The organism is Nocardia sp. NPDC004573 (assembly GCF_053602135.1).
This window is the reverse complement of sequence record NZ_JBSGDA010000004.1, coordinates 404855-428881: the sequence shown is the minus strand read 5'-3', so window position 1 is coordinate 428881 and position 24027 is coordinate 404855. Positions and strand designations below refer to the sequence as shown.

At 69.2% G+C, this 24027-nt stretch carries 25 protein-coding genes; 17 read left to right on the top strand and 8 right to left on the bottom strand.

Annotated elements, in window-relative coordinates:
* The first annotated feature begins 443 nt into the window (after positions 1-443).
* From ACWEKR_RS09705 to rdgB, 7 genes are all read left to right on the top strand, one after another.
* Positions 444-863 (top strand): Mov34/MPN/PAD-1 family protein, encoded by a 420-nt coding sequence (locus ACWEKR_RS09705; protein ID WP_159842684.1) that lies wholly within the window; start codon positions 444-446, stop codon positions 861-863.
* A 33-nt stretch (positions 864-896) separates the two neighbouring features.
* Complete coding sequence (locus tag ACWEKR_RS09700) at positions 897-1169, top strand: MoaD/ThiS family protein (RefSeq protein WP_063051456.1); 273 nt, start codon at positions 897-899, stop codon at positions 1167-1169.
* Positions 1170-1177: 8 nt separating this feature from the next.
* Positions 1178-2140 (top strand): cysteine synthase, encoded by a 963-nt coding sequence (locus ACWEKR_RS09695; RefSeq protein ID WP_195088069.1) that lies wholly within the window; start codon positions 1178-1180, stop codon positions 2138-2140.
* A gap of 65 nt (positions 2141-2205) precedes the next feature.
* Positions 2206-2931: a rhomboid family intramembrane serine protease gene (locus ACWEKR_RS09690; RefSeq protein WP_452354117.1), complete on the top strand. Its 726-nt coding sequence runs from the start codon at positions 2206-2208 to the stop codon at positions 2929-2931.
* Between the two features lie 68 nt (positions 2932-2999).
* Entirely contained in the window at positions 3000-3764 is a 765-nt protein-coding gene (locus ACWEKR_RS09685; RefSeq protein WP_452354116.1) for a cyclic nucleotide-degrading phosphodiesterase, read from the top strand.
* A gap of 798 nt (positions 3765-4562) precedes the next feature.
* Complete coding sequence (gene rph, locus ACWEKR_RS09680; protein ID WP_195084667.1) at positions 4563-5333, top strand: ribonuclease PH; 771 nt, start codon at positions 4563-4565, stop codon at positions 5331-5333.
* A complete protein-coding gene (gene rdgB, locus ACWEKR_RS09675) occupies positions 5333-5944 on the top strand; it encodes an RdgB/HAM1 family non-canonical purine NTP pyrophosphatase (RefSeq protein WP_195084668.1) in 612 nt (203 codons plus the stop codon). Before rph ends, rdgB begins: the two co-directional genes overlap by 1 nt.
* A 21-nt stretch (positions 5945-5965) precedes the next feature.
* Here the strand turns inward: rdgB and ACWEKR_RS09670 are convergent, their stop codons facing one another.
* From ACWEKR_RS09670 to ACWEKR_RS09655, 4 genes are all read right to left on the bottom strand, one after another.
* Complete coding sequence (locus ACWEKR_RS09670) at positions 5966-6325, bottom strand: DUF3817 domain-containing protein (protein ID WP_452354115.1); 360 nt, start codon at positions 6323-6325, stop codon at positions 5966-5968.
* Positions 6322-6786 (bottom strand): transcriptional regulator, encoded by a 465-nt coding sequence (locus ACWEKR_RS09665; RefSeq protein ID WP_452354114.1) that lies wholly within the window; start codon positions 6784-6786, stop codon positions 6322-6324. Before ACWEKR_RS09665 ends, ACWEKR_RS09670 begins: the two co-directional genes overlap by 4 nt.
* 153 nt (positions 6787-6939) lie before the next feature.
* Positions 6940-7839: an oxidoreductase gene (locus tag ACWEKR_RS09660; protein WP_452354113.1), complete on the bottom strand. Its 900-nt coding sequence runs from the start codon at positions 7837-7839 to the stop codon at positions 6940-6942.
* A 114-nt stretch (positions 7840-7953) separates the two neighbouring features.
* Positions 7954-9396, bottom strand: a complete 1443-nt coding sequence (locus ACWEKR_RS09655; RefSeq protein ID WP_452354112.1) for a lipase family protein — start codon at positions 9394-9396, stop codon at positions 7954-7956.
* A gap of 131 nt (positions 9397-9527) precedes the next feature.
* On the opposite strand from ACWEKR_RS09655, the gene ACWEKR_RS09650 reads away from it, so the two are divergent.
* The 4 genes from ACWEKR_RS09650 (at position 9528) to ACWEKR_RS09635 (ending at position 14361) form a co-directional block, all read left to right on the top strand.
* Positions 9528-10169, top strand: coding sequence for a TetR/AcrR family transcriptional regulator (locus tag ACWEKR_RS09650; protein WP_452354111.1), 642 nt, complete (start codon positions 9528-9530; stop codon positions 10167-10169).
* 73 nt (positions 10170-10242) lie between these two features.
* The gene (locus tag ACWEKR_RS09645) at positions 10243-12273 is read left to right on the top strand and encodes a DHA2 family efflux MFS transporter permease subunit (protein ID WP_452354110.1); all 2031 of its coding nucleotides are present in this window, start codon (positions 10243-10245) and stop codon (positions 12271-12273) included.
* Between the two features lie 60 nt (positions 12274-12333).
* Positions 12334-12978: a PadR family transcriptional regulator gene (locus ACWEKR_RS09640; RefSeq protein ID WP_452354109.1), complete on the top strand. Its 645-nt coding sequence runs from the start codon at positions 12334-12336 to the stop codon at positions 12976-12978.
* 180 nt (positions 12979-13158) lie between these two features.
* Positions 13159-14361 (top strand): FAD-dependent oxidoreductase, encoded by a 1203-nt coding sequence (locus ACWEKR_RS09635; RefSeq protein ID WP_452354108.1) that lies wholly within the window; start codon positions 13159-13161, stop codon positions 14359-14361.
* 187 nt (positions 14362-14548) lie between these two features.
* On the opposite strand, the gene ACWEKR_RS09630 is transcribed toward ACWEKR_RS09635, so the two are convergent.
* Complete coding sequence (locus tag ACWEKR_RS09630) at positions 14549-15340, bottom strand: helix-turn-helix domain-containing protein (RefSeq protein ID WP_195084675.1); 792 nt, start codon at positions 15338-15340, stop codon at positions 14549-14551.
* An 86-nt stretch (positions 15341-15426) separates the two neighbouring features.
* Here ACWEKR_RS09630 and ACWEKR_RS09625 point away from each other — a divergent pair, with 86 nt between their 5' ends.
* Together ACWEKR_RS09625 and ACWEKR_RS09620 are read left to right on the top strand one after the other, a co-directional pair.
* On the top strand, positions 15427-15870 hold the full coding sequence (locus ACWEKR_RS09625) for a hypothetical protein (protein WP_452354107.1): 444 nt from the start codon (positions 15427-15429) through the stop codon (positions 15868-15870).
* On the top strand, positions 15840-16874 hold the full coding sequence (locus ACWEKR_RS09620; protein WP_452354106.1) for a zinc-dependent alcohol dehydrogenase family protein: 1035 nt from the start codon (positions 15840-15842) through the stop codon (positions 16872-16874). The genes ACWEKR_RS09625 and ACWEKR_RS09620 overlap by 31 nt, the downstream gene beginning before the upstream one ends.
* A 3-nt stretch (positions 16875-16877) precedes the next feature.
* Here the strand turns inward: ACWEKR_RS09620 and ACWEKR_RS09615 are convergent, their stop codons facing one another.
* Positions 16878-17600, bottom strand: a complete 723-nt coding sequence (locus ACWEKR_RS09615) for an HNH endonuclease family protein (RefSeq protein ID WP_452354105.1) — start codon at positions 17598-17600, stop codon at positions 16878-16880.
* Positions 17601-18233: 633 nt separating this feature from the next.
* Between ACWEKR_RS09615 and ACWEKR_RS09610 the strand changes: the two genes are divergently transcribed.
* Together ACWEKR_RS09610 and ACWEKR_RS09605 are read left to right on the top strand one after the other, a co-directional pair.
* Positions 18234-19157, top strand: a complete 924-nt coding sequence (locus ACWEKR_RS09610) for a haloalkane dehalogenase (RefSeq protein ID WP_452354104.1) — start codon at positions 18234-18236, stop codon at positions 19155-19157.
* 64 nt (positions 19158-19221) lie between these two features.
* The gene (locus ACWEKR_RS09605) at positions 19222-20082 is read left to right on the top strand and encodes an RNA polymerase sigma factor (protein WP_452354103.1); all 861 of its coding nucleotides are present in this window, start codon (positions 19222-19224) and stop codon (positions 20080-20082) included.
* A 74-nt stretch (positions 20083-20156) separates the two neighbouring features.
* On the opposite strand, the gene mmuM is transcribed toward ACWEKR_RS09605, so the two are convergent.
* Positions 20157-21071, bottom strand: coding sequence for a homocysteine S-methyltransferase (mmuM, locus tag ACWEKR_RS09600; RefSeq protein ID WP_452354126.1), 915 nt, complete (start codon positions 21069-21071; stop codon positions 20157-20159).
* A gap of 48 nt (positions 21072-21119) precedes the next feature.
* Positions 21120-21782: a phosphate signaling complex PhoU family protein gene (locus ACWEKR_RS09595; protein WP_452354102.1), complete on the bottom strand. Its 663-nt coding sequence runs from the start codon at positions 21780-21782 to the stop codon at positions 21120-21122.
* A 525-nt stretch (positions 21783-22307) separates the two neighbouring features.
* Here ACWEKR_RS09595 and ACWEKR_RS09590 point away from each other — a divergent pair.
* Together ACWEKR_RS09590 and ACWEKR_RS09585 are read left to right on the top strand one after the other, a co-directional pair.
* Positions 22308-22703 carry a nitroreductase/quinone reductase family protein gene (locus ACWEKR_RS09590; protein ID WP_452354101.1) on the top strand — a complete coding sequence of 132 codons (396 nt, stop codon included), beginning with the start codon at positions 22308-22310 and terminating at the stop codon, positions 22701-22703.
* Between the two features lie 69 nt (positions 22704-22772).
* The gene (locus tag ACWEKR_RS09585; protein WP_452354100.1) at positions 22773-23861 is read left to right on the top strand and encodes a calcium:proton antiporter; all 1089 of its coding nucleotides are present in this window, start codon (positions 22773-22775) and stop codon (positions 23859-23861) included.
* Positions 23862-24027: the final 166 nt, after the last annotated feature.

Below are 24027 nucleotides of genomic sequence, written 5' to 3'. Positions count from 1 at the left end.
GACCGCCGCTTGCTCCTTCGTCGCCTACGCGACGGCCACGCAAACGCGAGCCGGGCCGCGAACGGCGGATGCTCGGTCTCGCTTCGCTCGAAAGACGTGGTTGCGGTGCGCCGGGTGCGATGGCATCAGAACTCCGGAATCGGGCTGCGGGGCAGGGTCGAGGTTGTGGTGCAGATTGGTCGCTGCTCTTCTTCCTCGTGTATGCGGCGGTCGCTGGGGGGCGAGCCGGGCTGCGAACGGTGCACGGTCGGTCGGGCTGCGCTGGAGACCGGGAGTTGGGGGGGTGACCGGCGTCGAAGTGCGCCGTTGTTCATGTGCCGTCAGTGTCGGTTGTGCGCTCGGGCGCGGAACCGGGGGCCGGGCGACGTCGGCGCGGGAATAGCCGAATATCCTGGCTCGTTGTCGACTGCGATGGGTCGGCGTGGTGGAAAGGTGTGCGACTCGTGCTGGTGATCAGGGCCGACCTTGTGGAGGCGATGGTGGCGCACGCGCGCGCCGATCACCCGGACGAGGCCTGCGGTGTGATCGCGGGGCCGGAGGGCTCGGATCGTCCGGAGCGCTTCATCGCCATGGTCAACGCCGAGCGGTCGCCCACGTTCTACCGCTTCGACTCCGGCGAGCAGTTGAAGGTGTGGCGCGAGATGGACGACGCCGACGAGACGCCCGTCGTCATCTACCACTCGCACACCGCCACCGAGGCCTATCCGAGCCGCACCGACGTGTCGTACGCCTCCGAGCCCTTCGCGCACTATGTGCTGATCTCCACCCGTGATCCCGAGCAGCACGAGTTGCGCAGCTATCGGATCGTGGACGGTGAGGTCACCGAGGAGCCGGTGCGGATCGTCGACGCGTACGAGAACTAGACCGATGCCTGTTCGCGAAACCGAGGAGTACCCATGCCGGTAACCGTCTCCATCCCGACCATCATGCGCGGCCTCACCGGAGGTGAGAAGCGCGTGCAGGCCGAAGGCGCCACGCTGTCGGCGCTGATCGACGACCTCGAGGCCAACCACCCCGGGCTCGCCGAGCGCCTGCTCAAGGACGGCAAGCTGAACCGCTACGTCAACATCTACGTCGACGACGAGGACGTGCGCTTCGCCGGCGGGCTCGCCGCCGAGGTTCCCCAGGACGCCAGCGTCACGATCCTCCCCGCCGTGGCCGGAGGCTGACCGGTCCCGTGGCGCGTTACGAATCGCTGATCGCGACCCTCGGCAACACTCCGCTGGTCGGCCTGCGCACCCTGTCCCCGCAGTGGGACGGTGACAACCACGTGCGGCTGTGGGCGAAGCTGGAGGATCGCAACCCCACCGGCTCGATCAAGGATCGGCCCGCCCTGCGGATGATCGAGCAGGCCGAGGCCGACGGGCTGCTGCGGCCCGGTTGCACGATTCTGGAACCGACCAGCGGCAACACCGGGATCTCGCTGGCCATGGCCGCGAAGCTGAAGGGCTATCAGCTGATTTGCGTGATGCCCGAGAACACCTCGGTGGAGCGGCGGCAGTTGCTCACCATGTTCGGGGCGCGGATCATCGATTCCCCGGCGGCGGGCGGCTCCAACCAGGCCGTCGCGCTGGCCAAGCAGATCGCGGCGGAGAATCCGGACTGGGTGATGCTCTACCAGTACGGCAATCCGGCGAACGCCTCGGCGCACTACGAGACCACCGGCCCGGAGATCCTGGCCGATCTGCCCGAGATCACCCACTTCGTCGCGGGTCTCGGCACCACCGGCACGTTGATGGGGACCGGCCGTTTCCTGCGCGAGAAGGTGCCCGGCATCGAGATCGTGGCCGCCGAGCCGCGCTACGGCGAACTGGTCTACGGCCTGCGCAACATCGACGAGGGATTCATCCCCGAACTGTACGACGAGAGCGTGCTGACCACGCGTTTCTCGGTCGGTCCCTACGACGCGGTGAAGCGCACCCGCGAACTGGTGCTCGAGGAGGGCATCTTCGCCGGAATCTCCACCGGCGCCATCCTGCACGCCGCGCTGGGCGTCGCCCGCAAGGCGGCGAAGGCGGGCACGCGCGCCGACATCGCGTTCGTGGTCGCCGACGGCGGGTGGAAGTACCTGTCGACCGGCGCCTACGACGGCAGCCTCGAAGAGGCGGAGGAGCGGCTGGACGGCCAGCTCTGGGCCTGATCACCGGCCGTGCCGGTACCCTCGGTGAGGCGGGGCCACGACCCCGCCGCGGCGAGGAGGTGGCCATGGCAGGCGCGGGACTCGGGCCGTCGTTCGACCCGGATCGGATTGCGGCGATCCGTGCGCAGCTGGGCAAGCCCGTCGGTGCGCCGAGTCCGTCCACACCGTCCGGGACCGGTGGCGCCCCCGCGATCAAGCAGCTGTGGCTGCGGGCCGGTGTGCTGATCGCCGGATTCCTGGGGCTGCTCTACGGGGTCGAAGGGGTCGACACCGCCGTCCACGGAGACTTGGAGGGCGCGGGGATCGAGCCCCGCCGGGCCGAGGGGCTGTCCGGCATCCTGTTCGCGCCGTTGCTGCACGACAACTGGGGGCATCTGGTCGGCAACACGCTCCCGGTGCTGGTTCTCGGCTTCCTGGTGTTGGCGAGCGGCATCGGACGCGGGCTGGCCGCGACCGCGATCATCTGGCTGTCGGCCGGGCTCGGCGTCTGGCTCACCGGAGCGACGGGCAGCGTGCACATCGGCGCGTCGTCGCTGGTGTTCGGCTGGTTGACCTTCCTCATCTGCCGCGGCTGGTTCACCCGCAACGTCGGGCAGATCGTGCTCGGCCTCGCCGTGCTGGCCCTGTACGGGTCGCTGCTGTGGGGCGTCCTGCCCGGACAGCCCGGAATCTCTTGGCAGGGGCATCTATTCGGCGCGTTGAGTGGATTGCTGGCCGGCTGGGTACTCTCTGGAGATGCACGACGAAACCGCCGCGGGGACCGAGCCGGAGCCGGCGCGTCGCCGCGGTGAGTGGGCGGCCCGCCGGAAATGTGGGGGATCCTTTCTTGAGTGAGAATTCCGCGTGGCAGCATGGGGGAATGCGCCTTACCGTCCTCGGGTGCTCGGGCAGTGTGTCCGGCCCGGACTCTCCCGCGTCGGGGTACCTGCTGACCGGCCAGGACATGCGGCCGACGGTCATCGATTTCGGTCCGGGAGTGCTCGGCGCGTTGCAGCGCCACGCCGACCCGGGTGAGGTCGACATCTTCCTGACTCATCTGCACGCCGACCACTGCCTGGACCTGCCGGGTTTGCTGGTGTGGCGCCGCTACCACCCGACGCCCCCGGAGGGGAAGGCGATCGTGCGCGGCCCGTCGGACACCTCGCTGCGCATCGGCAACGCCTCCGCCGAAGTCGGCGGCGAATGCGACGACTGGTCCGACGTGATCGACATGCGGGCCTGGGCCGAGGGCCAGCCCGTCGCGTTCGGCCCGGGTCACACCGTCACCGCGCGCCGGATGTTCCACCCGCCGGAGTCCTACGGTCTGCGGATCGTCACCGCGGCCGGACGCACCTTCGTCTACACCGGCGACACCGCTGTCTGCCCCCAGGTCCACGAACTCGCGCAGGGCGCCGACGTCCTGATGGCGGAGGCCTCCTGGACCCACGACCCGGCGAATCGGCCGCCGGGCATTCACCTTTCGGGCACCGAGGCCGGCCAGATCGCCGCCGAGGCCGGAGTGAAGGAACTCCTGCTCACCCACATCCCCCCGTGGACCTCACGCGAAGACGTGATCGCCGAAGCGAAGGAACAGTTCACCGGTCCGGTCCACGCGGTGGCCCCGGGCGAAACCTTCGACCTCTGATCGAATCCGGATCACGGCTGGATGGGCGCGAACTCATCGAACGGACCGACGAACCCGGACGTCTGATTCGCAGCGCCACAACACACCGGTCCGACGAACCGATCCCCGAGTACCCATAGCGCCGCACGATTCGGAACCCGATCGGCGCCCTCTACCGAGAATTCGTACCAACACGCCAGCGCACCCCGGCCGCGTCTCTCGAGCCGGATGAAGCATGCGCCGGGCCGGGGGCCGGCATCGCACCCCGCCGGGGGTGTGTCGGTCAGTGGGAGCTGCGCGCTGTTGTGCCGGGGTGGCAAACCGGCGCGCCCAGGGCATCTGGACCGCGTCTTTCGAGCCGAGCGGGGATCGAGCATGCGCGGTTGGCCGGGCTGGGCTCGCATTGCGCCGGTCGCGCATAGGTCCGCCTCGGCCAATGGCCAACGGCCAACGGTCGCCGGTGGGTCGGCCTGTCGGCCGTGGGGACAGCGCGCCTATGCCGGGGTGAAACCAACGCAGCGCATCTGGACTGTGTCTTTCGGGCGAAGCGGGATCGAGCAGCCGCGGTTGGCCGGGCAGGGCTCGCAGTGCACCGGTCGCGCGTGGGCCGGCCTCTCGGCCAACGGTCGCCGGTGAGTCGGGCTGGCGGCTAGTGGGAACCGCGCGCCTGATCCCGGGGGATGAAACCAACGTGCCCAGCGCACCGCAACCACGTCTTTCGAGCGAAGCGAGACCGAGCATTGCCCGAACGCGAGCCACAAAGGGGCCGCGAACACGCCGCGCGGAGGCGCGGCAAATCCAACACAGTAGGCTGTGGCCGTGTCGAGACGAGCCGATGGCAGGGCGGACGATGAGCTCCGCGAGGTCCGGGTCACCCGTGGTTTCACCACGCATCCAGCGGGTTCGGTGCTGGTGGAGTTCGGGCAGACGCGGGTGATGTGCACCGCGAGCGTCACCGAGGGGGTGCCGGCGTGGCGGCGCGATTCCGGATTGGGCTGGCTCACCGCCGAATACGCGATGCTGCCCGCCGCGACGCATACCCGCAGCGGGCGTGAGTCGGTGAAGGGCCGTATCGGCGGACGGACCCAGGAGATCAGCCGCCTGGTCGGCCGTTCGCTGCGCGCCTGCATCGATCTGGCCGCGATCGGTGAGAACACCATCGCGATCGACTGCGATGTGTTGCAGGCCGACGGCGGTACCAGGACGGCCGCGATCACCGGCGCTTATGTGGCGCTGGCGGATGCGGTGACCTATCTCGGCGCGGCGGGCGCGCTGGCCGACCCGCAGCCGATCTCGTGCGCGATCGCCGCGGTGAGCGTCGGTGTGGTCGACGGCCGGGTGCGCTTGGATCTGCCGTACGAGGAGGATTCGCGGGCCGAGGTCGACATGAACGTGGTCGCCACCGATACCGGCACGCTGGTGGAGATCCAGGGCACCGGCGAGGGCGCCACTTTCCCGCGTTCCACGCTGGACAAGTTGCTCGATGCCGCGCTGGCCGGCTGCGAGCAGTTGTTCGTCGTGCAGAAGGAAGCGCTGGCGCTGCCGTATCCCGGCGTGCTTCCGGAGCAGGCCGACGCGAAGAAGAAGTGATGACTCGTCGTCTGCTGGTGGCCAGCCGCAATGCCAAGAAACTGAACGAACTGCGCCGCATCCTCGACGAGGCGGGGATCGCCGGGATCGAGATCCTAGGGTTGGACGACGTCCCCCCGTACGACGAGGCGCCCGAGACCGGCGCGACGTTCGAGGAGAACGCGCTCGCCAAGGCGCGCGACGGCGCCGCGGCTACCGGTTTGCCATGTGTCGCCGACGATTCCGGCATCGAGGTGGACGCTCTGAACGGGATGCCGGGTGTGCTGTCGGCGCGCTGGTCGGGTAGGCACGGCGACGATGCGGCCAACAACGCGCTGTTGCTGGCGCAGCTGTCGGATGTGCCGGACGAGCGCCGCGGCGGACGGTTTGTCTCGACCTGCGCGCTGGTGGTGCCTGGCGGCGCGGAAACGGTGGTGCGTGGGGAATGGCCCGGTTCGATCGGCCGGAAGCCGATGGGCGACGGCGGTTTCGGCTACGACCCGCTGTTCGTCCCCGAGGGCGGCGAGGTGACCGCTGCTCAGTTGACGCCCGCCCAGAAGGACGCGGTGTCGCATCGCGGGCGGGCGCTGGCCCAGTTGACGCCCGCGCTGGCGGCGCTCGCCGCGGGGTGACGCGGGCGGCGAGCGGCCGGGTCAGACGCCGAAGGTCTGCTTGACCTGCTTGGCGTTGACGTGCTCGACGAAGAACGACAGCAGCGGGATGGTGCCGGCGAGCAGGGTGCCGACGGTGCGCAGGACCGGCCAGCGAACTTTGACCGCTAGATCGGCGGTGACCAGCAGGTAGACGAAGTACACCCAACCGTGCACCACGGCGATCCAGCTGGGGGTGTGCACGTCGAAGCCGTACTTGGCGATCATCTCACCGGTGAGCAGCAGCAGCCAGAGGCCGGTGATCCAGGCCAGCGCCCGGTAGCGCAGCAGTGCCGGACCGATCTTGGCGGCGTTCCGGGCCGGGGCGGCAGTGGTCTCGGTGGAATTCTCGCTGGTGGTCAACCGGCGCTCCTCTCGCGGGTGTGCAGGCCTGCCGCGCGGACCTGCTCGTCGATGTCGTTGGCGTGCAGCGCGGCGAGGTACCGGTTGTACTCGGCGAGCACCGGGTCGTCATCGCGGACGGCCTTGGGTCGCTCGGGCAACAGACCCGCCGGGAGTTCGGTGGGTGCGACCGGACCGGCGGCGCGCCGGGCTGCGGGGGCGCGCCCAGGGGTCGAGGCGTCCTTCTCCTCGGTTTCGCCTGCCTCGCGCTCGAGCCGGACGTACCGGAAGTAGGCGAAGACGGCGAACCCCGCGAACAGGGGCCACTGCAACGCGTACCCGAGATTCTGGCCGGTGCCGCTGGCGGACTCGTACCGTTCCCACTGCCACCAGGCCAGCCCCAGGCAGCCCAGCGCGGCGACGATCACCAGCGCGATGAGGGCCGGGCGGTTGTGTGCCGAGCGGCGGGGTGAGGCGGACACGGCTTCTACGGTACCCGTTCTACTACGCGGCCCGTAGAGCCAGGTACGCCGTCCGGCGCGCGCTGTGACCACGATCATCGCGGTGTCGAGCGGTGCCGGACGGAGTGCCCGTAGGCGATCGGTTCCGTGGCTTCGGGGGCACGGACCGGCCTGTTACTGCGCGGGCGTTCGTCCGGCGCTGAACGAGTAGGTGACGCCGGTCTTGCGCTCGGACTCCGCCCACAGCCGCTGCCACAGGTCTTTGTTCTGCGACAGGCGGGTGGACGACGAGGGTTTCACCGGTCCCTGGCTGCCGAACAGCCGGGTCGGGCCCCAGTAGGTCTCGGGGTCGGCATCGGGCATGGTCGCGGCGAACAGCGTCGAGTGCGCGGCCTTGGCGGGCGAGTGCCCGATCAGGCGGATGAACGGCTTGGCGACGTAATCGAGCGGCGTCTCGGTGTGGGCGAAGAGGTCGGTGGCCGAGACACCAGGGTGCACGCCGTAGGAACGCTTCGCCGAGCCGGACTCGCGCAGCCTGCGCTGCAGTTCGCGAGCGAACATCAGATTGCACAACTTGGCCTGCGCGTAGGCGAGATTGCGCTGGTAGCGGCGCTTTTCGTAGTCGAGGTCGTCGATCCAGAGCTTCGGGGTCTGCTTGTGGGCGATGCTGGAGAGAGTCACCACCCGATCGCCGATGCGGTCCAGCAGCAGGCCGGTGAGCGCGAAGTGTCCGAGGTGATTGACTCCCCACTGGGTTTCGAAACCGTCCTTGGTGCGCGAGAACGGTATGTTCATCAGGCCCGCGTTGTTGATCAGGACGTCGAATCCGTCGCTGTCGTCGGCGAACTTGCGGATCGAGGCCAGGTCCGCGAGGTCGAGTTCGGCCACGCGGACGTCGCCGTCGATGCCGCTCGCGACCTCTTTCGCCTTGACCGTGTTGCGGCAGGCCATGATCACGGTCGCGCCCTTGGCCGCCAGGACTTTCGTGGTGACGGCGCCCAGACCGCCGTTCGCGCCGGTGATGACAAAGGTGCGTCCCGTCTGGTCCGGGATCTCAGCTGGTTTCCACGCCATGCGTCAACCTTACTCTGGAGTAAGTTACGGGGGAAGATGTCGCCACCGATCGTCTCAGACGCGAGAGCTCGTGTCGCGGAAGACGACCGCGACACGAGCTCTGGGCGGGTTCGATCAGCGGCCGCTGCCGATGGGTTGCTGGAAGGCTGCGGCGAGCACCACGCCCACCGTCTCGCCCCATACCTGCCACGTCGCGGGGTCCAGCGTCATCGAGCCGACATCGGTGATGGTGACGCCCGCGGCCACCGGCACGCCCGCGAACCGGTCCTTCAGCCACAGCAGCGCGCGCGGCGCCGCGATCGGGTCGAGGGTGAGGTGCTCGCTGAAATGGTCGCGGATGTACTCGACCCGCGCGCCCGGGTCCTGCGCGTAGGCGCCGACGAGCTCGTCGACCGGTCCGACGGGGATCAACCAGTCGGCGTTGGCTTGGTACATCAGCATCGGCATGTCCGGCACCGCTCGGCCCAGCTTCGTCTTGTTCAGTACGTCGACGACGACAGGATCGGTGAACGGGTTCTTCGCCAGCATCCCCAGGTTGTCCGCGAACGGGAACAGCGCGGCCTGGTAGCTCGCGCAGAGCTGTTCCTTGCCCGCGATCATGAGTCTGCCCAGGCCGTTCGCGTTGTCGTCGAGGAATCTGCGCAGTTCGGGATACTCACGCGAGACGCCGAGCGCGCCCGCGAAGATGAGCCCGGCCGACAGGTTGCCGTTGGCCATCCGCAACGCGGCCGACAGATCGGCGGGGATGCCGCCCTCCGCGGTGCCGACCACGTTCAGCTCGGGCGCGTAGTCGCGCTTCAGTTCGGCGGCCCAGCCGGTGGCGATCGCCCCGCCGGAGTAGCCCATCATCCCTACCCTGGTCGCGGTCCCGGACAGTTGCATCGGCGCGAAGTTCTCGGCGGCGCGAATGCCGTCCAGCGTGATACGCCCGGCCAAAGGGCCCGCGGCATAGGCCGAGTCGGGGCCCTGGTGATCGGGGATTACCGCTGCCCAACCTTGGGCCAGCGCCGCTTGCACCTCGAGGAACTGCGCGGCCACCAGGGTCGAGCCGGTCAAGGCCGCCGGGATGGAACCCATCTGCAGCTGATACGACGGCATGCAGTAGTTGCCGGTCGAGTCCTCGGCGATCTGGTACGAGAACAGCGGCCGGTCGGCGACGTAGCCGCGTGGCTTGATCACCGTCGCCACCGCGGGGATGGCCTCGCCGCGGGAATTGGTGGAGCGGTAGGACAGTTGCCAGGCGTCGACATTCACCGGGATCAGCGACAGGTTGGCCAGGTTGACCTGGCGTGCGGCGATGATCTGGCCGGGGGCGAGGTCGGCGTAGGTCGCCACGGCGGGGCGATAGAACGCCGGATCGAAACCTGGTGGCAGCGGCGGAACGGGGAACGGTGGTGCGGGCTGGACCACCGGATCGTCCGGCGCCGGCTCCGCGGCCGCGGGGCCCGCAGCGAGGAGGGGTAGCCCCACGGCCACCGCGGCGAGCGCCGCGAGCAACTTCGGTGCGTGCTTAAGGGAGATGACCACGCGAGAACCTCTTCGTTCGGTGAGCCGCATATGTGAGCCCCATCGGTTTCAGACTGGCCACGAGTATGCGGTGTACCGGCGCGGATCACAAGAACGAATGTCCGGAAATCTCGGCCCGACGGGTGGTTCCCGGTCGCCGCGATTTCGCTACGGTGAGAGGTATGACGGCGACAGTGGGCAGGCAATACGGCGGGCGTGCCGTCGTGGAGCGGAAAGCCGAGCGGCGTCAGCGGTTCCTCGACGCGGCCACCCGGATCTTCGCCGAGCGCGGCTACGCGAATTGCTCGCTGGCCGACGTGTGCGCCGCCGCGGGCTTGTCCAAGCGGCAGTTCTACGAAGAGTTCCAGGCCAGAGAGGACGTGCTGGTCGCGGCCTACGACCGGATCCAGGACGAGGCCGCCGCCGCCGTGCTGGCGCGGCTCGGGGACCTCGACCCTCGATTCGACCTGCCCGCCGCGATGACCGCCGTGGTAGCGGCTTACCTCGCGTCGATCGGTTCCGATCCCTACCGTGCCAAGGTCGCGTTCATCGAAGTGGTCGGGGTGAGCGACCGGATGGAGCGGCATCGTCGCGAACGCAGGCACGCGTGGGCGTCCGTGCTGGAAACGCATGTGGTGCCGGTCGTGGCCCCCGGTTCGCGAGTGCGGGGCGCGCCCGGATGGGGCGCCAGCGCCTTGATCGGCGCGATCAACGGCCTGGCGCACGAGTGGGTGCTCGCCGACCCGCGTCCGACGGTCGCCGAACTCGTCGACCTGCTGGTCCCGATCGCCATGTCGCTCGTCGAGCGGCCGGGGAAGAGCTAGCCGCCCGCGGGCAGCGGATTCGCTGTCGTGTCGCTGGATATCCATCGAAGCGGCGAAGTCCCATACTGGGCTGATGGCCGGTTCGGTTGCTGTCGCTACGGACCCTGTTGCCCCGATGGGCAGGGCCAAGACCGATATCGTGTTCGGCACCATCGTGCTCGGCATGCTGATGGCGGCGCTGGACCAGACCATCGTGTCCACCGCGCTGCCCACCATCGTCGCCGACCTCGGCGGTGCGGGGCACATGGCCTGGGTGGTCACCTCGTACCTGCTCGCCGAGGCGGTGGCGACGGCGCTGGCGGGCAAGCTCGGCGACCTGTTCGGCCGCAAGCTGGTGTTCCAGGTCAGTGCCGTGATCTTCATCGTCGGCTCGATGGTCGCGGGGCTGGCCAACGGCATGCTGCTGCTGGTGCTCGCCCGCGGCGTCCAAGGTTTCGGGGCGGGCGGGCTGATGGTCACCTCGATGGCGCTGATCGCCGACATCATTCCGCTGCGGCAGCGCGGCAAGTATCAGGGCGCGCTGGGCGCGGTGTTCGGGGTGACCACCGTGATCGGCCCGACGCTGGGCGGTCTGTTCACCGACCACGCCAGCTGGCGTTGGTGCTTCTACGTCAACGTCCCGGTCGCCGTGGTCATGATCGCGCTGGCGGCGCGGACCATCCCGCGGGTGCGGGCAGCGGCCAAGCCGATCATCGACTACGCCGGAATCGGGCTGGTGGCGCTGGGCGTCTCCTGCCTGATCCTGGGCCTGGAATGGGGCGGTCAGCAATACGCGTGGGGGTCGCCGACGATCGTCGGGCTGTTCGCCGCGGCGGTGTTCCTGCTCGCCACCTTCGTCGCGGTGGAGTTACGGGCCGCCGAACCGATGCTGCCGATGGGGTTGTTCCGCAGCCGGGTGTTCACGGTGTGCTCCGTCCTCAGTTTCATCGTCGGCTTCGCGATGCTCGGCTCGATGACCTACCTGCCCGCGTATCTGCAATACGTCGACGGGGTCTCGGCGACCATGTCGGGGGTGCGCACGCTGCCGCTAGTAGCCGGTTTGTTCGCCACCTCGATCCTGTCCGGGCAGGTGGTCGGCAAGACCGGGCGCTACCGGTACTTCCCGATCGCGGGCACGCTGGTCATGGCGCTCGGCCTGTATCTGATGTCGACGATGGGCCGCACCACCGGCGCTTGGCTGGAGTCGCTGTACATGCTGATCCTGGGCCTGGGTATCGGACTGGCCATGCAGGTGCTCACCATCGTCGTGCAGAACACCGTGCCCTATGCCCAATTGGGCACCGCGACCTCGGGCGTCACCTTCTTCCGCACGCTCGGCAGCGCCTTCGGCACGGCGATCTTCGGCACCCTGTACAGCAACGAGATCGGCCCGGCGCTCGCCACGGCCCTGGCCGGTGCGCGTGTGCCGCCCGCGGTCGCGGCGGATCCGCAGTCGTTGCGCGCACTGCCCGCCGAACAGTCGGCTCCCATCATCGATGCGTACGCGAACTCGATCGATCACGTGTTCTTGTGGGTCGTTCCGGTCGCACTGGCCGGATTCGTGATCGCGTGGTTCCTGCCCGAGGTGCCGCTGCGCGACAGTGCCCGCGCGGGCGCGGGTGATGTGGGCGAGGGGTTCTCGGTGCCGGATTCGCCCGACCGGCTGGTGCAACTGGAACGGGCCATCGCGGGAACCATGCGCAGAGCGGGGGCGGAGGACCCGATCGGCGCACGCATCCTCGCGGACGCGAACAGCGACCTCACTCGCGGCGAGGCCTGGGCTCTCGGCCAGGTGTATCTGCGCGACCGGGTGCGTGGTCATGCCACGCTGGCGGAGATAGCCAGGGAACACCGGCTCCCCGAAGAGGTCATCGAGCCGATCTACGACCAGGTGGGCGCGGAGGGGTATCTGATGCGCGAGGGGCGGCGGCTGCGGCTCACCGACTCCGGCGCCGCCGAGATGGACCGGATCAAGGCGGCTTGGCGGCGCTGGCTCGACAGCAGGCTCGACGACTGGAGCGAGGCCGATCCCGCCGATCGCGCGCTGCTGGACCAGGCGCTCACCAACATCGCCACGAAGTTGCTGGAAGACCAGGCAAGAGAGCAGGAGACGGTGCCCGCGTGACAGTGCTTGCGCCGCCTTACTCGTAGACGTATATTCGTACGCGAGTAAGGAGGTGCCGCGATGAAGAAACGCAAGGTCGACAACCTGCTGGCGCTCGCGGTGCTGTCGGTGATCGTCGAACGCCCGATGCACCGGTACGAGATCGCGCAGACTCTGCGCGATCGTGGCAAAGACCACGACATGGCGATCAAATGGGGTTCGCTCTACACCGTCGTGCAGAACATGGCCAAAGTCGGCTTCCTCGAGGTGGTGGGCAGTGAGCGCGCCGGCGCGCGGCCGGAGCGGGTGATCTACCGGATCACCGACGCGGGCCGCGCCGAGATGGCCGATTGGACCAGGGAGCTGCTGTCGACTCCGGAACCGGAACATCACCGGTTCGTCGCGGGCCTGTCCATTCTCGCGGTGCTTCCGCCCGCCGAGGTGATCGAACTGCTCGGCAGCCGCATCGAAGCGCTGGAGCGGACCATCGGTGCCGTGCGCCGCGAACTCGGCGAACTCGCCGGCGCGCTGCCGCGGCTGTTCATCGTCGAGTCCGAGTTCGGGCTGGCGATGCTGGAAGCCGAAGCGGCGTGGACGCGTTCGCTGCGCGAGGAGCTGACCGAGGGCACCTTCCCCGGACTGGCGCAATGGCGTGCATGGCACGAGCGCGGTGCGCTGCCGTCCGAGGTCGCCGAGCTGGTGGAGAGGGGGATGGCCGAGAACTAGCCGAGAACCGGACCCGGCGAGGTGCGGCAACACCGCCGCCGGGGCCGATCGAACAGTCTCGAACCGCGCCCGCGAACGCGCACCCGGCTACAAGGCTGGCAACCACAGGATAACCGGGTGGGTGGCGCGTGCGTCGGTCCGGGAACCGAAATCCGTATCGCACGAATCCTGGAGACACCCATGCCCACAACACGTACCGCCCTGGTGATCGGTGGCGGCATAGCCGGACCCGTCGTCGCGACGGCCCTGCGCAAAGCGGGCATCGACGCCCGCGTCTACGAGGCCTATCCCGGCCCTTCCTACGGCATCGGCAGCGGACTCGCCCTCGCGCCCAACGGGATCGCCGCGCTCGATATCATCGGGGCGGGCGACCCGGTTCGCGCCATCGCGCTGCCGGTGACGAAGATGCGGATGGCCGTCGGAGACAAGATTCTCGACCTGCCCGGCCTCTCCGATGTGCCGCCGCTGCAATTGGTCGATCGCAGCGAGTTGCACCAGGTGCTGCACCGGCACGCGATCGCCGCGGGGGTGCCGTTCGAGTACGAGAAACGCCTGGTCGACGTGCACGAGGACGAGTCGGGCAGCACCGCCCGGTTCGCCGACGGCAGCACGGCCACCGCCGACGTGCTGATCGGCGCGGACGGCATCCGCTCGCGAGTGCGCACTCTGATCGACCCGGCCGCGCCCGGCCCCGGCTACACCGGCATGCTCGGCTTCGGCGCGACCACCGAGTGCGACGCCGACCTCCCGGCCGACACCATGACCTTCGCGTTCGGCAAGCGGGCGTACTACCTGTACTGGCCGCTCGGCGACGGGAGGGTGGCGTGGGGAGCGAACCTGCCGCACAAGGAGTATCTGTCGCTCACCGCGGCACGGGCGGTGCCGAGCGCGCAGTGGCTGCGGATCCTGCGCGAGACCTACGGCGACGACACCCCTGGCGGCGAACTCGCTCGTCGGACCACCGAGGATCAGCTGGAGGTGGTCGGTGCGCTGCACATCATGCCGCCGGTGCCGCGCTGGCATCGCGGGCGGATGGTGCTGGTAGGCGACGCGGTGCATGCCCCGTCCAACAGCTCCGGCCAGGGTGCGTCGCTGGCGATCGAGAGCGCCGTGCAACTGGCGCGCTGCTTGCGTGATCTGCCCGCTCCGGAGGCGTTCGCGATCTACGAACGGTTGCGGCGCGAGCGTGTGGAAGGTGTCGCGGCCCGCGCGGCGAAGATCAACCACAGCAAGACGCCGGGGCCGGTGGGACGCAAGGTCATGCAATTGCTCATGCCGCTCATGGCCAAGACCGTGATGAAGCCGGAGAAGACCATGGGACCCGAGCAGCGCTACCGGATCGATTGGGATGCCCCGGCCGAGCACGAACTCGCGTCGGTGTGAGTCGATCGTGAGGTCCCGCAGGGCGGACTGCGGGACCGACCTTCCGGAGTGAGTGGCGATTCGGCGGCGGGATCGCAACGGGCGAGCCGCCGGATCGGCACAATTCCTGGTGCGGCGGCCTGACCGCCGGCTCGCCCGCACGTCGCGCTTCGCTTCACCGGCTGGTCGCTGCGGCGGGGAGCCTCGTTCAGCGTCGCGCGGCGCGGTCGCGCAGGATCTGCGCGGTCTGTTCGTCGCCGGGCAGGAACGCCTCCAGTTGCAATTCGGCGAGCGTGACGTCCACCGCCGTGGCGAACGAAGTGAGCGTGGTGATCAGACGCAGTTCCCCTTCGGCGCAGCGCAGGCGCAGCGGCACCGCGAAACCGAGATGGCCCGGCCCCGGTTCGGCAGGCGGCAGATAGGTCTCCAGTTCCTCGATCAGCTCGTCCAGGACGGGATCGGGACTGCGGGCCATCCGGTTGCGCAGCGCCTCGGTGACGTGCCTTCCCCATTCCGGCAGGTTGCGCACGCGGGCCGCCAAGCCGTCCGGGTGCAGCGCGAGCCGCAGCACGTTCACCGGCGGTTCCAGCAGCCACGGGGCTGCGCCCTCGGTGAGCACGTCGAAGGCGGCGTTGGCGGCGAGGAGGATGCCATAGGGCCGGACCACCAGCGCCGGGTAGGGCAGATGGCCGTCCAGAATGGCGCGCAACGCTTCCAGGATCGGCGCCAATTCGACTGTGTCCAGCTCCGATTCGGGAAAGATGGGCGCGTAACCCGCGGCGAGCAGCAATCCGTTGCGCTCGCGCAGTGACAGCTCCAGCGATTCGGCCAGCCGCACCACCATGGTGCGTCCGGGGCGCGAGCGGCCCTGCTCCAGGAAGCTGAGATGACGTTGCGTGGTGTCGGCGCGGATCGCGAGGTCGAGCTGACTGACCCGGCGCAGCGTGCGCCAGTGCTTGAGCTGCCGGGCGAACCCGGTGGACTGGGCCGCCGTCGTCATAGCAGCAGTATCGGGCGTTGAGCGGCGGGCCCGCCATACCTCGCGGGGAATCGCACAGGCGCCGATCGGCGGCAAGACTTCGCCGCATGAGCAAGGAACTCGATGAGCGGGAACTTTCGCGATTCGCCGAACGGTACATCGCGCTGTGGAACGAATCCGATGCCGAAGCGAGGCGCCAGCGGATCCGGCAGCTGTGGGCCGAGGATGGGGCGCAGGTGCTGGTGGATCCCCCGCAGGCGATGCGAGAGGCGCTGGCGCGACTGTCCTTCCCCATCCCGGCCGTGGAGATCCGCGGTTACGAAGCATTGGACCGGCGCGTCGACCGCGCGTACGACGAGTTCGTCGCCCCTGGCGAGCACGTGTTCGTCACCGGGGGGCCTGCGGTGTTCCTCTCGGTGAATCTGATCGGCCTGCGCTGGCACATGGTGACGAAGGCCGACGGGGCCGTGGTGGGCGGTGGATACGACGTGGTCGCGCTCGATGACGAGGGCCGGATCCGGTGGGATCACCAGTACATCGGCGTCGCCTGATGCAGGCCGTCGCCTACCATCTGGGGGCGGACGGGCTGACCGCCGCGCCGCAGCAGCTACCCGAACCCGGCCCACGGCAGGTGGTGATCCGGGTGCGCGCCGCGTCGCTGAATCGTCGCGATCTGATGCTGATGGACGGGACGTACCCGTTGCCCGCCATCCCCGGCGTCGTACCTCTCAGCGACGGCGTCGGCGAGGTGATCGCCGTGGGTGGCGCTGTGACGCGCGCCGCGGTGGGCGACCGGGTGACCGCCACCTACTTCGTCCGATGGGTGGACGGCCCGCAGCGTCAGGCCCACGTCGTCGAGCAGTACGGCGCGACCTATCCCGGCATGCTCGCCACTTACGCTGTGCTGGAGGAGGATTCGGTGGTGCATGTGCCGAGCCACCTCTCGGACACGGAAGCCGCGACGTTGACCTGCGCCGGGGTGGTGGCGTGGGCCGCGCTGAGCACGCCGCTGCCGGTGCGCCCGGGCGAGACCGTCTTGACCGTCGGCAGCGGATCGGTGGCGCTGTTCGGGGTTGGGCACGCGAGAATGTACGGAGCTCGGATCATCTCGATCACCTCGAATGCGCGCAAAGCCGAGCGGCTGCGCGCGCTCGGAGCCGACGAGGTGATCGATCGGAGCCGGACCCCGGACTGGGAACTCGCCGTGCTGGACCGCACCGGCGGCGACGGCGTGGACCACGTCCTCGACGCGGTGGGCATGCCGACGCTCGCGAAATCCGTGCGGTCGGGCGCGTACAACGCGCGGATCACGATGATCGGCGCGACGCCCGCCGGTGATGTGCCCATGGGCAATCCGTTCGGATCGTCGTATCTGTCTATTCGCCGTATCGCGGTGGGCAGCCGAACGGATTTCGAGGCGATGAATCGAGCGATCGCCGCCCATCGGACGCGTCCGGTCGTCGACCGTGTGTTCCCGTTCGAGGAAGCCGAATCGGCCTACCGGTATTTCCGCACCGGGGATCCGTTCGGGAAGGTGGTGATCGAATGTCCTTGAGGCTCAGGGGCAGGCGCTCAGGACCCGCGCCATGGCGTCCTTCTCGGCCGGGGTGACCCAGAGCTGGTAGGCCGTCTTCACCTGGATCTGCCTGGTCAGGTAGGCGCAGTGGTAGCCCTTGCTCGGCGGTAGCCATTCGGCCGCGTCGGAGTCGCTCTTGGACTGGTTGGTCGGGCCGTCGACGGCCTGCAGGTTGAGCGGGTCGTTGGCCAGATCGCGGCGGCGCTCGGCGGAAAGTTTCTGCGCGCCTTTCTGCCAGGCGTCCGAGAGCGCGACGACGTGATCGATCTGGACGTCGTCGGAGGACTTCGTGCCCCGTTTGAAGTCGATGGTCTTGCCGGTGTAGGGGTCGGCGAGCGTTCCGGTCGCGACTATGCACTTGCCCGACTTGAAAGTCACGTCGGTCAGGTCGCGCTGGAGGATGTCGTTGCGCGTGTCGCAGCCGTTGTTGCCGCCGGGCACCGCGACGTTGTCCGACCAGGGCGGCCCGAATTCGTCTCGGCTGTAACCCGTTTTGGGCGCGCGCTCCGCCACGCGCAGGGCGTTCAACAGGGCGAGGGCGTCGCGCGCGGGAATCGGGGCGGGCGCGTCGGCGCAGACCCGGCCGCCCGTCCCGCAGCCCGCAGCGGTCGACTCGCTGGGCCGTACCGAGGAACAGGAGATCAGTCCGACGGAAGTCGCGACCATGATGCCGAGCAGGGCCAGCCGCTGCGCTGTGGACTTCATCGAACTTCCTAACGCCGAATCCACTTGAAACTGTAACCGGCGTCAAAGTATCCAGTGGCGGGGTTCGCACAACCGAATGGCGCGTATGAGATTCGGCACAGCTGGGCGATAACCGGCCGTGCGCCGACGTGACCGGACCGAAGAATGGGCCCGCCCCCGAATCGCCGTGCCGGCGCCGATTCGGGGGCGGTTATCACGAGGAGTCCTCAGGAGCCGCGCGGTTGTGCGGATAGGTTGTCCACTCCGAAGACCGCACTGGGACGACACCACGGGGCTGATGAGGGGGAGGTCCCGAGGTGTCGAGCCGCGCTTGCTCCGGACTCACTCGTGATGATCGGGGTGATGGGCTCCGGCGGGTGCCGGTGCGCGGGGAAGTCACTATCCGGTTGGTGCCGGCACGCTTCCGCCCCGTCTCCGATCACGCTTGGTTCTACGTATCAAGACAGTAGATAAATATCGGTTGGATTGGCAAGTTCGTTCTGGGGGTTCGAAAAGGTTCTCAGCCTATCTTCAGTTTCGACCATATATCTACTGCATGAGTACGGATTTCCCATTGCTGACGAACCCCGCCGAGGTCGATCGGCACGGATGTGACCAGGGTCACTCCGGGGTCGGTCACAGGCGGGCGGATCCGTGTGTCCAAACGGGTGCAGGCGAAAGAGCCGGACCCGAAAGGACCACATCATGCCCACCGTCGACGTTCTCGATTCCTTCATCCACTACCGCGACACCGGCGCCGGGGACACCCCGGTGGTGTTCCTGCACGGCAATCCGACCTCGTCGCATCTGTGGCGCAAGGTGATCCCGCACGTGGCCGACCGGACCAGAGTGCTGGCCCCGGACCTGATCGGGATGGGCGAGTCGGGCAAGCCCGACATCGGCTACCGTCTCGCCGATCACGCCGCCTACCTGGACGCCTGGTTCGACGCCCTCGGGCTGGACCAGGTGGTGCTGGTCGGGCACGACTGGGGCGGCGCGCTGGCCATGGACTGGGCCGCGCGGCATCCCGGCCGCGTGCGCGGCATCGCACTGATCGAAACGTTCCTGCGACCGATGCGCTATGACGAGTTGCCGCCGCTGGGGGCCGAGCTGTTCCGGAAGTTCCGCTCCGCGGAAGGGGAGCGGATGATCCTGGAGGAGAACATGTTCATCGAGTTCAACCTGCCGAAGGGCGTCGCCGATCTGGCGCTCGAGGATCACGACGTGTACCGGGCGCCGTACCCCACACCGGCGTCGCGCAAGCCGTTGCTGGTGTGGCCGCGCGAGTTCCCGCTCGACGGCGAGCCTGCCGACGTGGTCGCCCTGGTGCGCCGCTACGGCGCGTGGGCGGCCGCGACTCCCGAAGTACCCAAGCTGCTGATGGCGCTGGAGAACGGTGTCGGGCTCGGTTCGGCGGAAGTGATCGAGTGGGCCGCGAAAACCTTCGCGAGCGCCGAGGTCGCGCCGATCGGGCCCGCAGGGCACCACGCGCCGGAGGACCGGCCGGACGAGATCGGCCGGGCGGTGGCCGAGTGGCTCGACCGGCACGCCCAGGCCGTGGCTCCCGTGCGCCCGTGACCCCGGCCGCGGTGTGACCCGGCAGTGCTTGCGCCGAGCGCGGCGCAGGCCGAATGATGGCCGGATGAGCACGGAGCACGACGGAGTCTCGGCGCAGGAACGGGCCGTGGTCGCTCGCGCGGTCGCGGGCGACGAGGACGCCGTCGTCCAGGTCGTGCGCTTGCTGCAGGACCCGCTGTATCGGCTGGCCCTGCGCATGGTCGGGCGGCCCGCGGAGGCCGAGGACGCGACGCAGGAGATCATGGTGCGCGTCCTCGACCATCTGCACACCTGGCGCGCCGAGGCCCGGCTGCTCACCTGGGCTTATCGCATCGGCGTCAATCACCTGCTGAACCTGCGGCGCCAGAGCCCGCAGGAGGCGGCGCACCTGAGCTTGGACGCCTTCCGGGAGGGACTTGCCGACGGATTGTCGGAAGCGGACCATCGCGGCCCGGAAGCCGTGCTGCTGACCGCCGAGGTGCGGCTCACCTGCAGTCAAGGCATGTTGCAGTGCCTGGCCCGCGACGAACGGATCGCCTTCGTGCTCGGTGACGTGTTCGAGCTGAGTTCCACCGAGGCAGCCTGGATCCTCGACATCACCCCCGCCGCCTACCGAAAGCGCTTGCAGCGTGCCAAGAAACGGCTCGGCAACTTCCTGAACGCCACCTGCGGCCTGGTCGATCCGGCGGCGTTCTGCCGCTGCGCACGCCGGGTGGACACAGCGCTCGCGCTGGGACGGATCGACCGCGGCCGTCCGGTGTACGCCCGCCATCCGGTCAGCGCGGGCGGGCGCACCGCCGCCGAGGCCGAACGGCAGATGATCCGGTTGCACGACGCGGCCTCGGTGCTGCGCGCCCATCCGGACTACGCCGCGCCGCAGGCGAAGATGGACGCGATCGCCGGGCTGCTCGGTTCGGGTCGTTTCCCCATGCTCGAGGAGACGTGATCCGCCCGGCCGACGGCGACGGCGCCCGGCGATGGGGGCACGTCCCGAAGACGGGCGCGGTCGCCGCCGGGCGTTCAGCCAGGCGTTCCGGGGTCGGCTGAACCAGCGAGAGGGTCGTCGCAGGTCGCAGTTCCTCGGACTTCTCGTGCGAGCCGGGCGATCTGCGCGGGGCCCACACGGCAGCATCCGCCGATGATCCGCGCGCCACGCGCGAGCCAGTCCCGCGCCTGCCGCGGGGCGAACTGCGCGGGGCCGGTCCACCGGTGGCGCGCCGCATCCCAGTCTTCGCCGCTGTTGGGGTAGGCGATCACGAGTTTGCCGGTATCGGCGGCCAGTTCGACCGCGGCCGCGACATCGGCGGGCGCGCAGCAGTTCACGCCGATCGCGACGATCGCGTCCGAGCAGGCGGCCACCGCGAACGCGTCGGCGAGCGGTTGTCCGGCACGCGTGCGGCTGCCGTCGATGGTGTAGCTGAGCCACGCGGGCACACCGATGTCGTTCACCAAGTCCACCAGCGCCTCGGCCTCGTCGATATCGGGCACGGTCTCCAGGGCCAGCAGGTCGGCGCCCGCCTCCGCGAGCACCTCGATGCGCGGCCGATGCCAGGTCCGCAGTTCGGCCACGGTGCGCCCGTACCGGCCACGGTATTCCGATCCGTCGGCGCACGCGGCGCCGTAGGGGCCGATCGAGGCGGCGACCCATCGGCGCCGTTCGTCGGCGCAGGCGTCGCGCGCCGCACGAGCCAGCGCCACGCCGCGCCGCCACAGCCGCGCGGACTCCGCCCTGGTCAGTCCGCGCGCGGCGAAACCCTCGTACGAAGCTTGATAGGTGGCGGTGGTGGCGATGTCGGCGCCCGCGCGGAAGTAGGCCTCGTGCACGGCCTGGATGGCGGCGGGCCGGTCCAAGAGCAGACGTGCCGACCACAGCGCTCCGGACAGGTCGTGACCGCGCGCCTCCAGCTCGGTGGCCAATCCACCGTCCGAGATCAGTGCCCCCGCCGCCGGGTCGAACAGCACGATTCCACTGTAGGACGCGACCTACTCGTCGTCGGTTTGCTGGGCGGTCGGGGGAACTCCGGTGTCGAGGAACCGGATGAGCCGCTCGATGCGTGCGGTGTGGTCGACACAGCGCTCCCAATGGTGGCCCAGCAGGGCGATATCGATCGCCACCTCGGTGGACGGCCGGGAGACGGAGTCGCGCAGCGCCGAATGCAACTGCTGGTGCAGTGTTTCCATCGGGCGTCCGGCGGGTGTCTCCTCCTCGGGCAGCGGTTGGTGACCCGCGACCGCGCGCCCGGCCAACGCCGTGCGCTCGGCTGCCAGCTCACCCATCGCGGCGAGGATGTCCAGCAGGGGCGGCTGGGCCGCGTGCCCGGGATGACTCTGGTACACCTTGTCGGCGATCCGGCTGACCAGCCAGCCGATGCGCGACAGTTCCCCGGCGATCTGGATCGCGGTCACCACGTGCCGCAGGTCGCGGGCTACCGGCGCCTGCAATGCCAGCAGCACCACGGTGCGCGCCTCGCACGCGCCGTACATCTTCTGCAGTTGTTCGTCGAGCGCGAAGGCTTCGTAGGTCGCGGTGAGGTCGGCGGCGACGAGCGCGTCGGTGACACGTTCGACGGCGTCATGGGCGAGCGTGCACATCAGCGTCAGATCATTCGTCAACGCGATGAGCTCGGCAGTGAACTGGGTGCGCACCGCCGAATTCTCACCTATCGACAGGGGCGTGGTCGATTCCTCGCCGGATGTTCATCGGTAACGACATCGCCTCGGCCGGCCCGCCGACGCTTGCCGCACCGGACAACCGCGCTCGCCGCGTGTGGTGGTCGAGTGGAAGGCGCAGGTCCCAGCCCTTTTTCGTGCTCCGTAAGCGCGGTCGTGCACCGACGGCGACGGTGGTTGCCGCGCGCGGGTGAACCTTGTCGGTCGCCGGGCGGGCTCCACAGGACGACGGAGAGATATTGCTGCACCATCGATTTGTGTCCCGCATCACAAACAGATTGGCATGCAGGACAACTCGCTCGATTGCCCACCGCGTGCCCTCCGTGGTCCCGTGCGATGGGGCGAAGGGTCGGTCCTGCGCGTTGCGCTGGGCGCCTGTTTGCGCCGCGATGCCTGCCGCCGCTCCGGCCGCTCCGTACCGTCGCACCCGCCCTGTTCAGCGCCCGAATCGTGGCCGCGGCGAAGCCTGCCGACGGCCTCGACCGGTGTTACCGTCGCGGCATGCCGAACTTGCGCGATATCCAGCATCGGGTGGTGACGGCGTTCCAGCGCCGGGTAGGCAATCCGATCCTCAGCACACTTCCCGGGCAGACCCTCCTGGAGACCACCGGCCGGGTCAGCGGGCAGCCCCGGCTCACCCCGATCGGCGGACGGCAGGTCGGGCAGGAATTCTGGCTGGTCTCCGAGTTCGGTGAGCGTTCCCAGTATGTCCGGAACATCAAGGCCGACAACCGGGTCCGGCTGCGGCTGCACGGACGCTGGCATACGGGCACCGCGCACCTGCTGCCCGAGGACGACGCGCGTGCCCGCCTGTCGGCGCTGCCGCGTGCGAACAGTGCGGCCGTCCGGCTCGTCGGTACCGACCTGCTCACCTTGCGCATCGATCTGGACGACTGAGCCCGGCTCGGTGCGGGGACGTTGGTCACCTGAGCGGGATGCGAACAATTTGCTGGGACCATGGTGGGCATGCTCCGTCTGTTGATCACCCGCTGGACCGTGCTCGTACCATTGCTCGCCGTTGCCGCCCTTGCGGCCACCTGGGGCCGAAGTCTGCCCGGTGTCGCGGTGACGGTCGTGGTGGTGGCGTTGGTCGGGGCGGTGCTGTCCGCCGTCCACCACGCGGAGGTGGTCGCGCTGCGCGTCGGCGAGCCGTTCGGCTCGCTGGTGCTCGCCGTCGCGGTGACCGTGATCGAGGTGGCGCTCATCCTCACGTTGATGACCCAGGGCGGTGACAAGACCGCGAGCCTGGCCCGCGACACGGTCTTCGCCGCCGCGATGATCACCTGCAACGGCATCTTCGGGCTCTGCCTGCTGGTGGGGGCCCTACGCAGGCGCGTGGCGGTGTTCAACGCGGAAGGCACCGGCGCGGCGCTGGCCACCGTCGCGACGCTGGCCACGCTCAGTCTCGTGCTGCCGACCTTCACCACGAGCAAGCCCGGTCCGGAGTTCTCGCCCGCCCAGCTGGCTTTCGCGGCCGTGGCCTCGCTCGCGCTGTACGGGTTGTTCGTGATGGTGCAGACGGTACGTCATCCGGACGACTTCCTGCCGGTCGAGGCGGACGGCGTCGTCACCGGCGACGAGCACGCCGCGGCGCCCAGCGGGCGTGCCGCGCTGGGCGCCCTCGCCCTGCTGCTGGTCGCCCTGATCTGCGTGGTGGGGCTGGCGAAGGTGGTCTCGCCCGCCGTCGAGTCGGCGGTCGAGTCGGCGGGGCTGCCGCAATCGGCCGTCGGAGTGGTGATCGCTCTGCTGGTGCTGCTGCCCGAGACGATCGCCGCGGTCCGGGCGGCGCGCCGCGACCAAGTGCAGATCGGGCTCAATCTGGCGCTGGGTTCGGCCATGGCGAGCATCGGCCTCACCATCCCGGCGATCGCGGTGGCGAGCATCTGGCTGGACGGTCCTCTGGTGCTCGGCCTCGGCGCGACCCAGATGGTGCTGTTGGCGCTGACCGTCGTGGTGGGAGGGCTCACCATCGTTCCGGGACGGGCGACGCTGCTGCAGGGCGGCGTCCACCTGGCTGTGTTCGCGGCCTTCGTCGGTCTCGCCGCCAGCCCTTGACAGCGGGAACGCGGCGACGACGACCGATCAATCCACATGCGTTCGGCGGTTGGGATCCTGGCCGGGTCGCAGCAGCAGCGTCGGAACCCAGTGGACCTACTGTCCCGCACCGGTTGCACGGTGGTTCCGATGAGCTGTCGCCGCTGCCGCGAGTTGGGGTTCTCCG

Bases quoted from the DNA above. Each gene is read 5' to 3' on its own strand.
- ACWEKR_RS09700 (WP_063051456.1), top strand. From the start codon at position 897: ATGCCGGTAACCGTCTCCATCCCGACCATCATGCGCGGCCTCACCGGA.
- ACWEKR_RS09690 (WP_452354117.1), top strand. From the start codon at position 2,206: ATGGCAGGCGCGGGACTCGGGCCGTCGTTCGACCCGGATCGGATTGCG.
- ACWEKR_RS09685 (WP_452354116.1), top strand. From the start codon at position 3,000: ATGCGCCTTACCGTCCTCGGGTGCTCGGGCAGTGTGTCCGGCCCGGAC.
- rdgB (WP_195084668.1), top strand. From the start codon at position 5,333: ATGACTCGTCGTCTGCTGGTGGCCAGCCGCAATGCCAAGAAACTGAAC.
- ACWEKR_RS09660 (WP_452354113.1), bottom strand. From the start codon at position 7,839: ATGGCGTGGAAACCAGCTGAGATCCCGGACCAGACGGGACGCACCTTT.
- ACWEKR_RS09655 (WP_452354112.1), bottom strand. From the start codon at position 9,396: ATGCGGCTCACCGAACGAAGAGGTTCTCGCGTGGTCATCTCCCTTAAG.
- ACWEKR_RS09650 (WP_452354111.1), top strand. From the start codon at position 9,528: ATGACGGCGACAGTGGGCAGGCAATACGGCGGGCGTGCCGTCGTGGAG.
- ACWEKR_RS09645 (WP_452354110.1), top strand. From the start codon at position 10,243: ATGGCCGGTTCGGTTGCTGTCGCTACGGACCCTGTTGCCCCGATGGGC.
- ACWEKR_RS09640 (WP_452354109.1), top strand. From the start codon at position 12,334: ATGAAGAAACGCAAGGTCGACAACCTGCTGGCGCTCGCGGTGCTGTCG.
- ACWEKR_RS09635 (WP_452354108.1), top strand. From the start codon at position 13,159: ATGCCCACAACACGTACCGCCCTGGTGATCGGTGGCGGCATAGCCGGA.
- ACWEKR_RS09630 (WP_195084675.1), bottom strand. From the start codon at position 15,340: ATGACGACGGCGGCCCAGTCCACCGGGTTCGCCCGGCAGCTCAAGCAC.
- ACWEKR_RS09625 (WP_452354107.1), top strand. From the start codon at position 15,427: ATGAGCAAGGAACTCGATGAGCGGGAACTTTCGCGATTCGCCGAACGG.
- ACWEKR_RS09615 (WP_452354105.1), bottom strand. From the start codon at position 17,600: ATGAAGTCCACAGCGCAGCGGCTGGCCCTGCTCGGCATCATGGTCGCG.
- ACWEKR_RS09605 (WP_452354103.1), top strand. From the start codon at position 19,222: ATGAGCACGGAGCACGACGGAGTCTCGGCGCAGGAACGGGCCGTGGTC.
- ACWEKR_RS09590 (WP_452354101.1), top strand. From the start codon at position 22,308: ATGCCGAACTTGCGCGATATCCAGCATCGGGTGGTGACGGCGTTCCAG.
- ACWEKR_RS09585 (WP_452354100.1), top strand. From the start codon at position 22,773: ATGCTCCGTCTGTTGATCACCCGCTGGACCGTGCTCGTACCATTGCTC.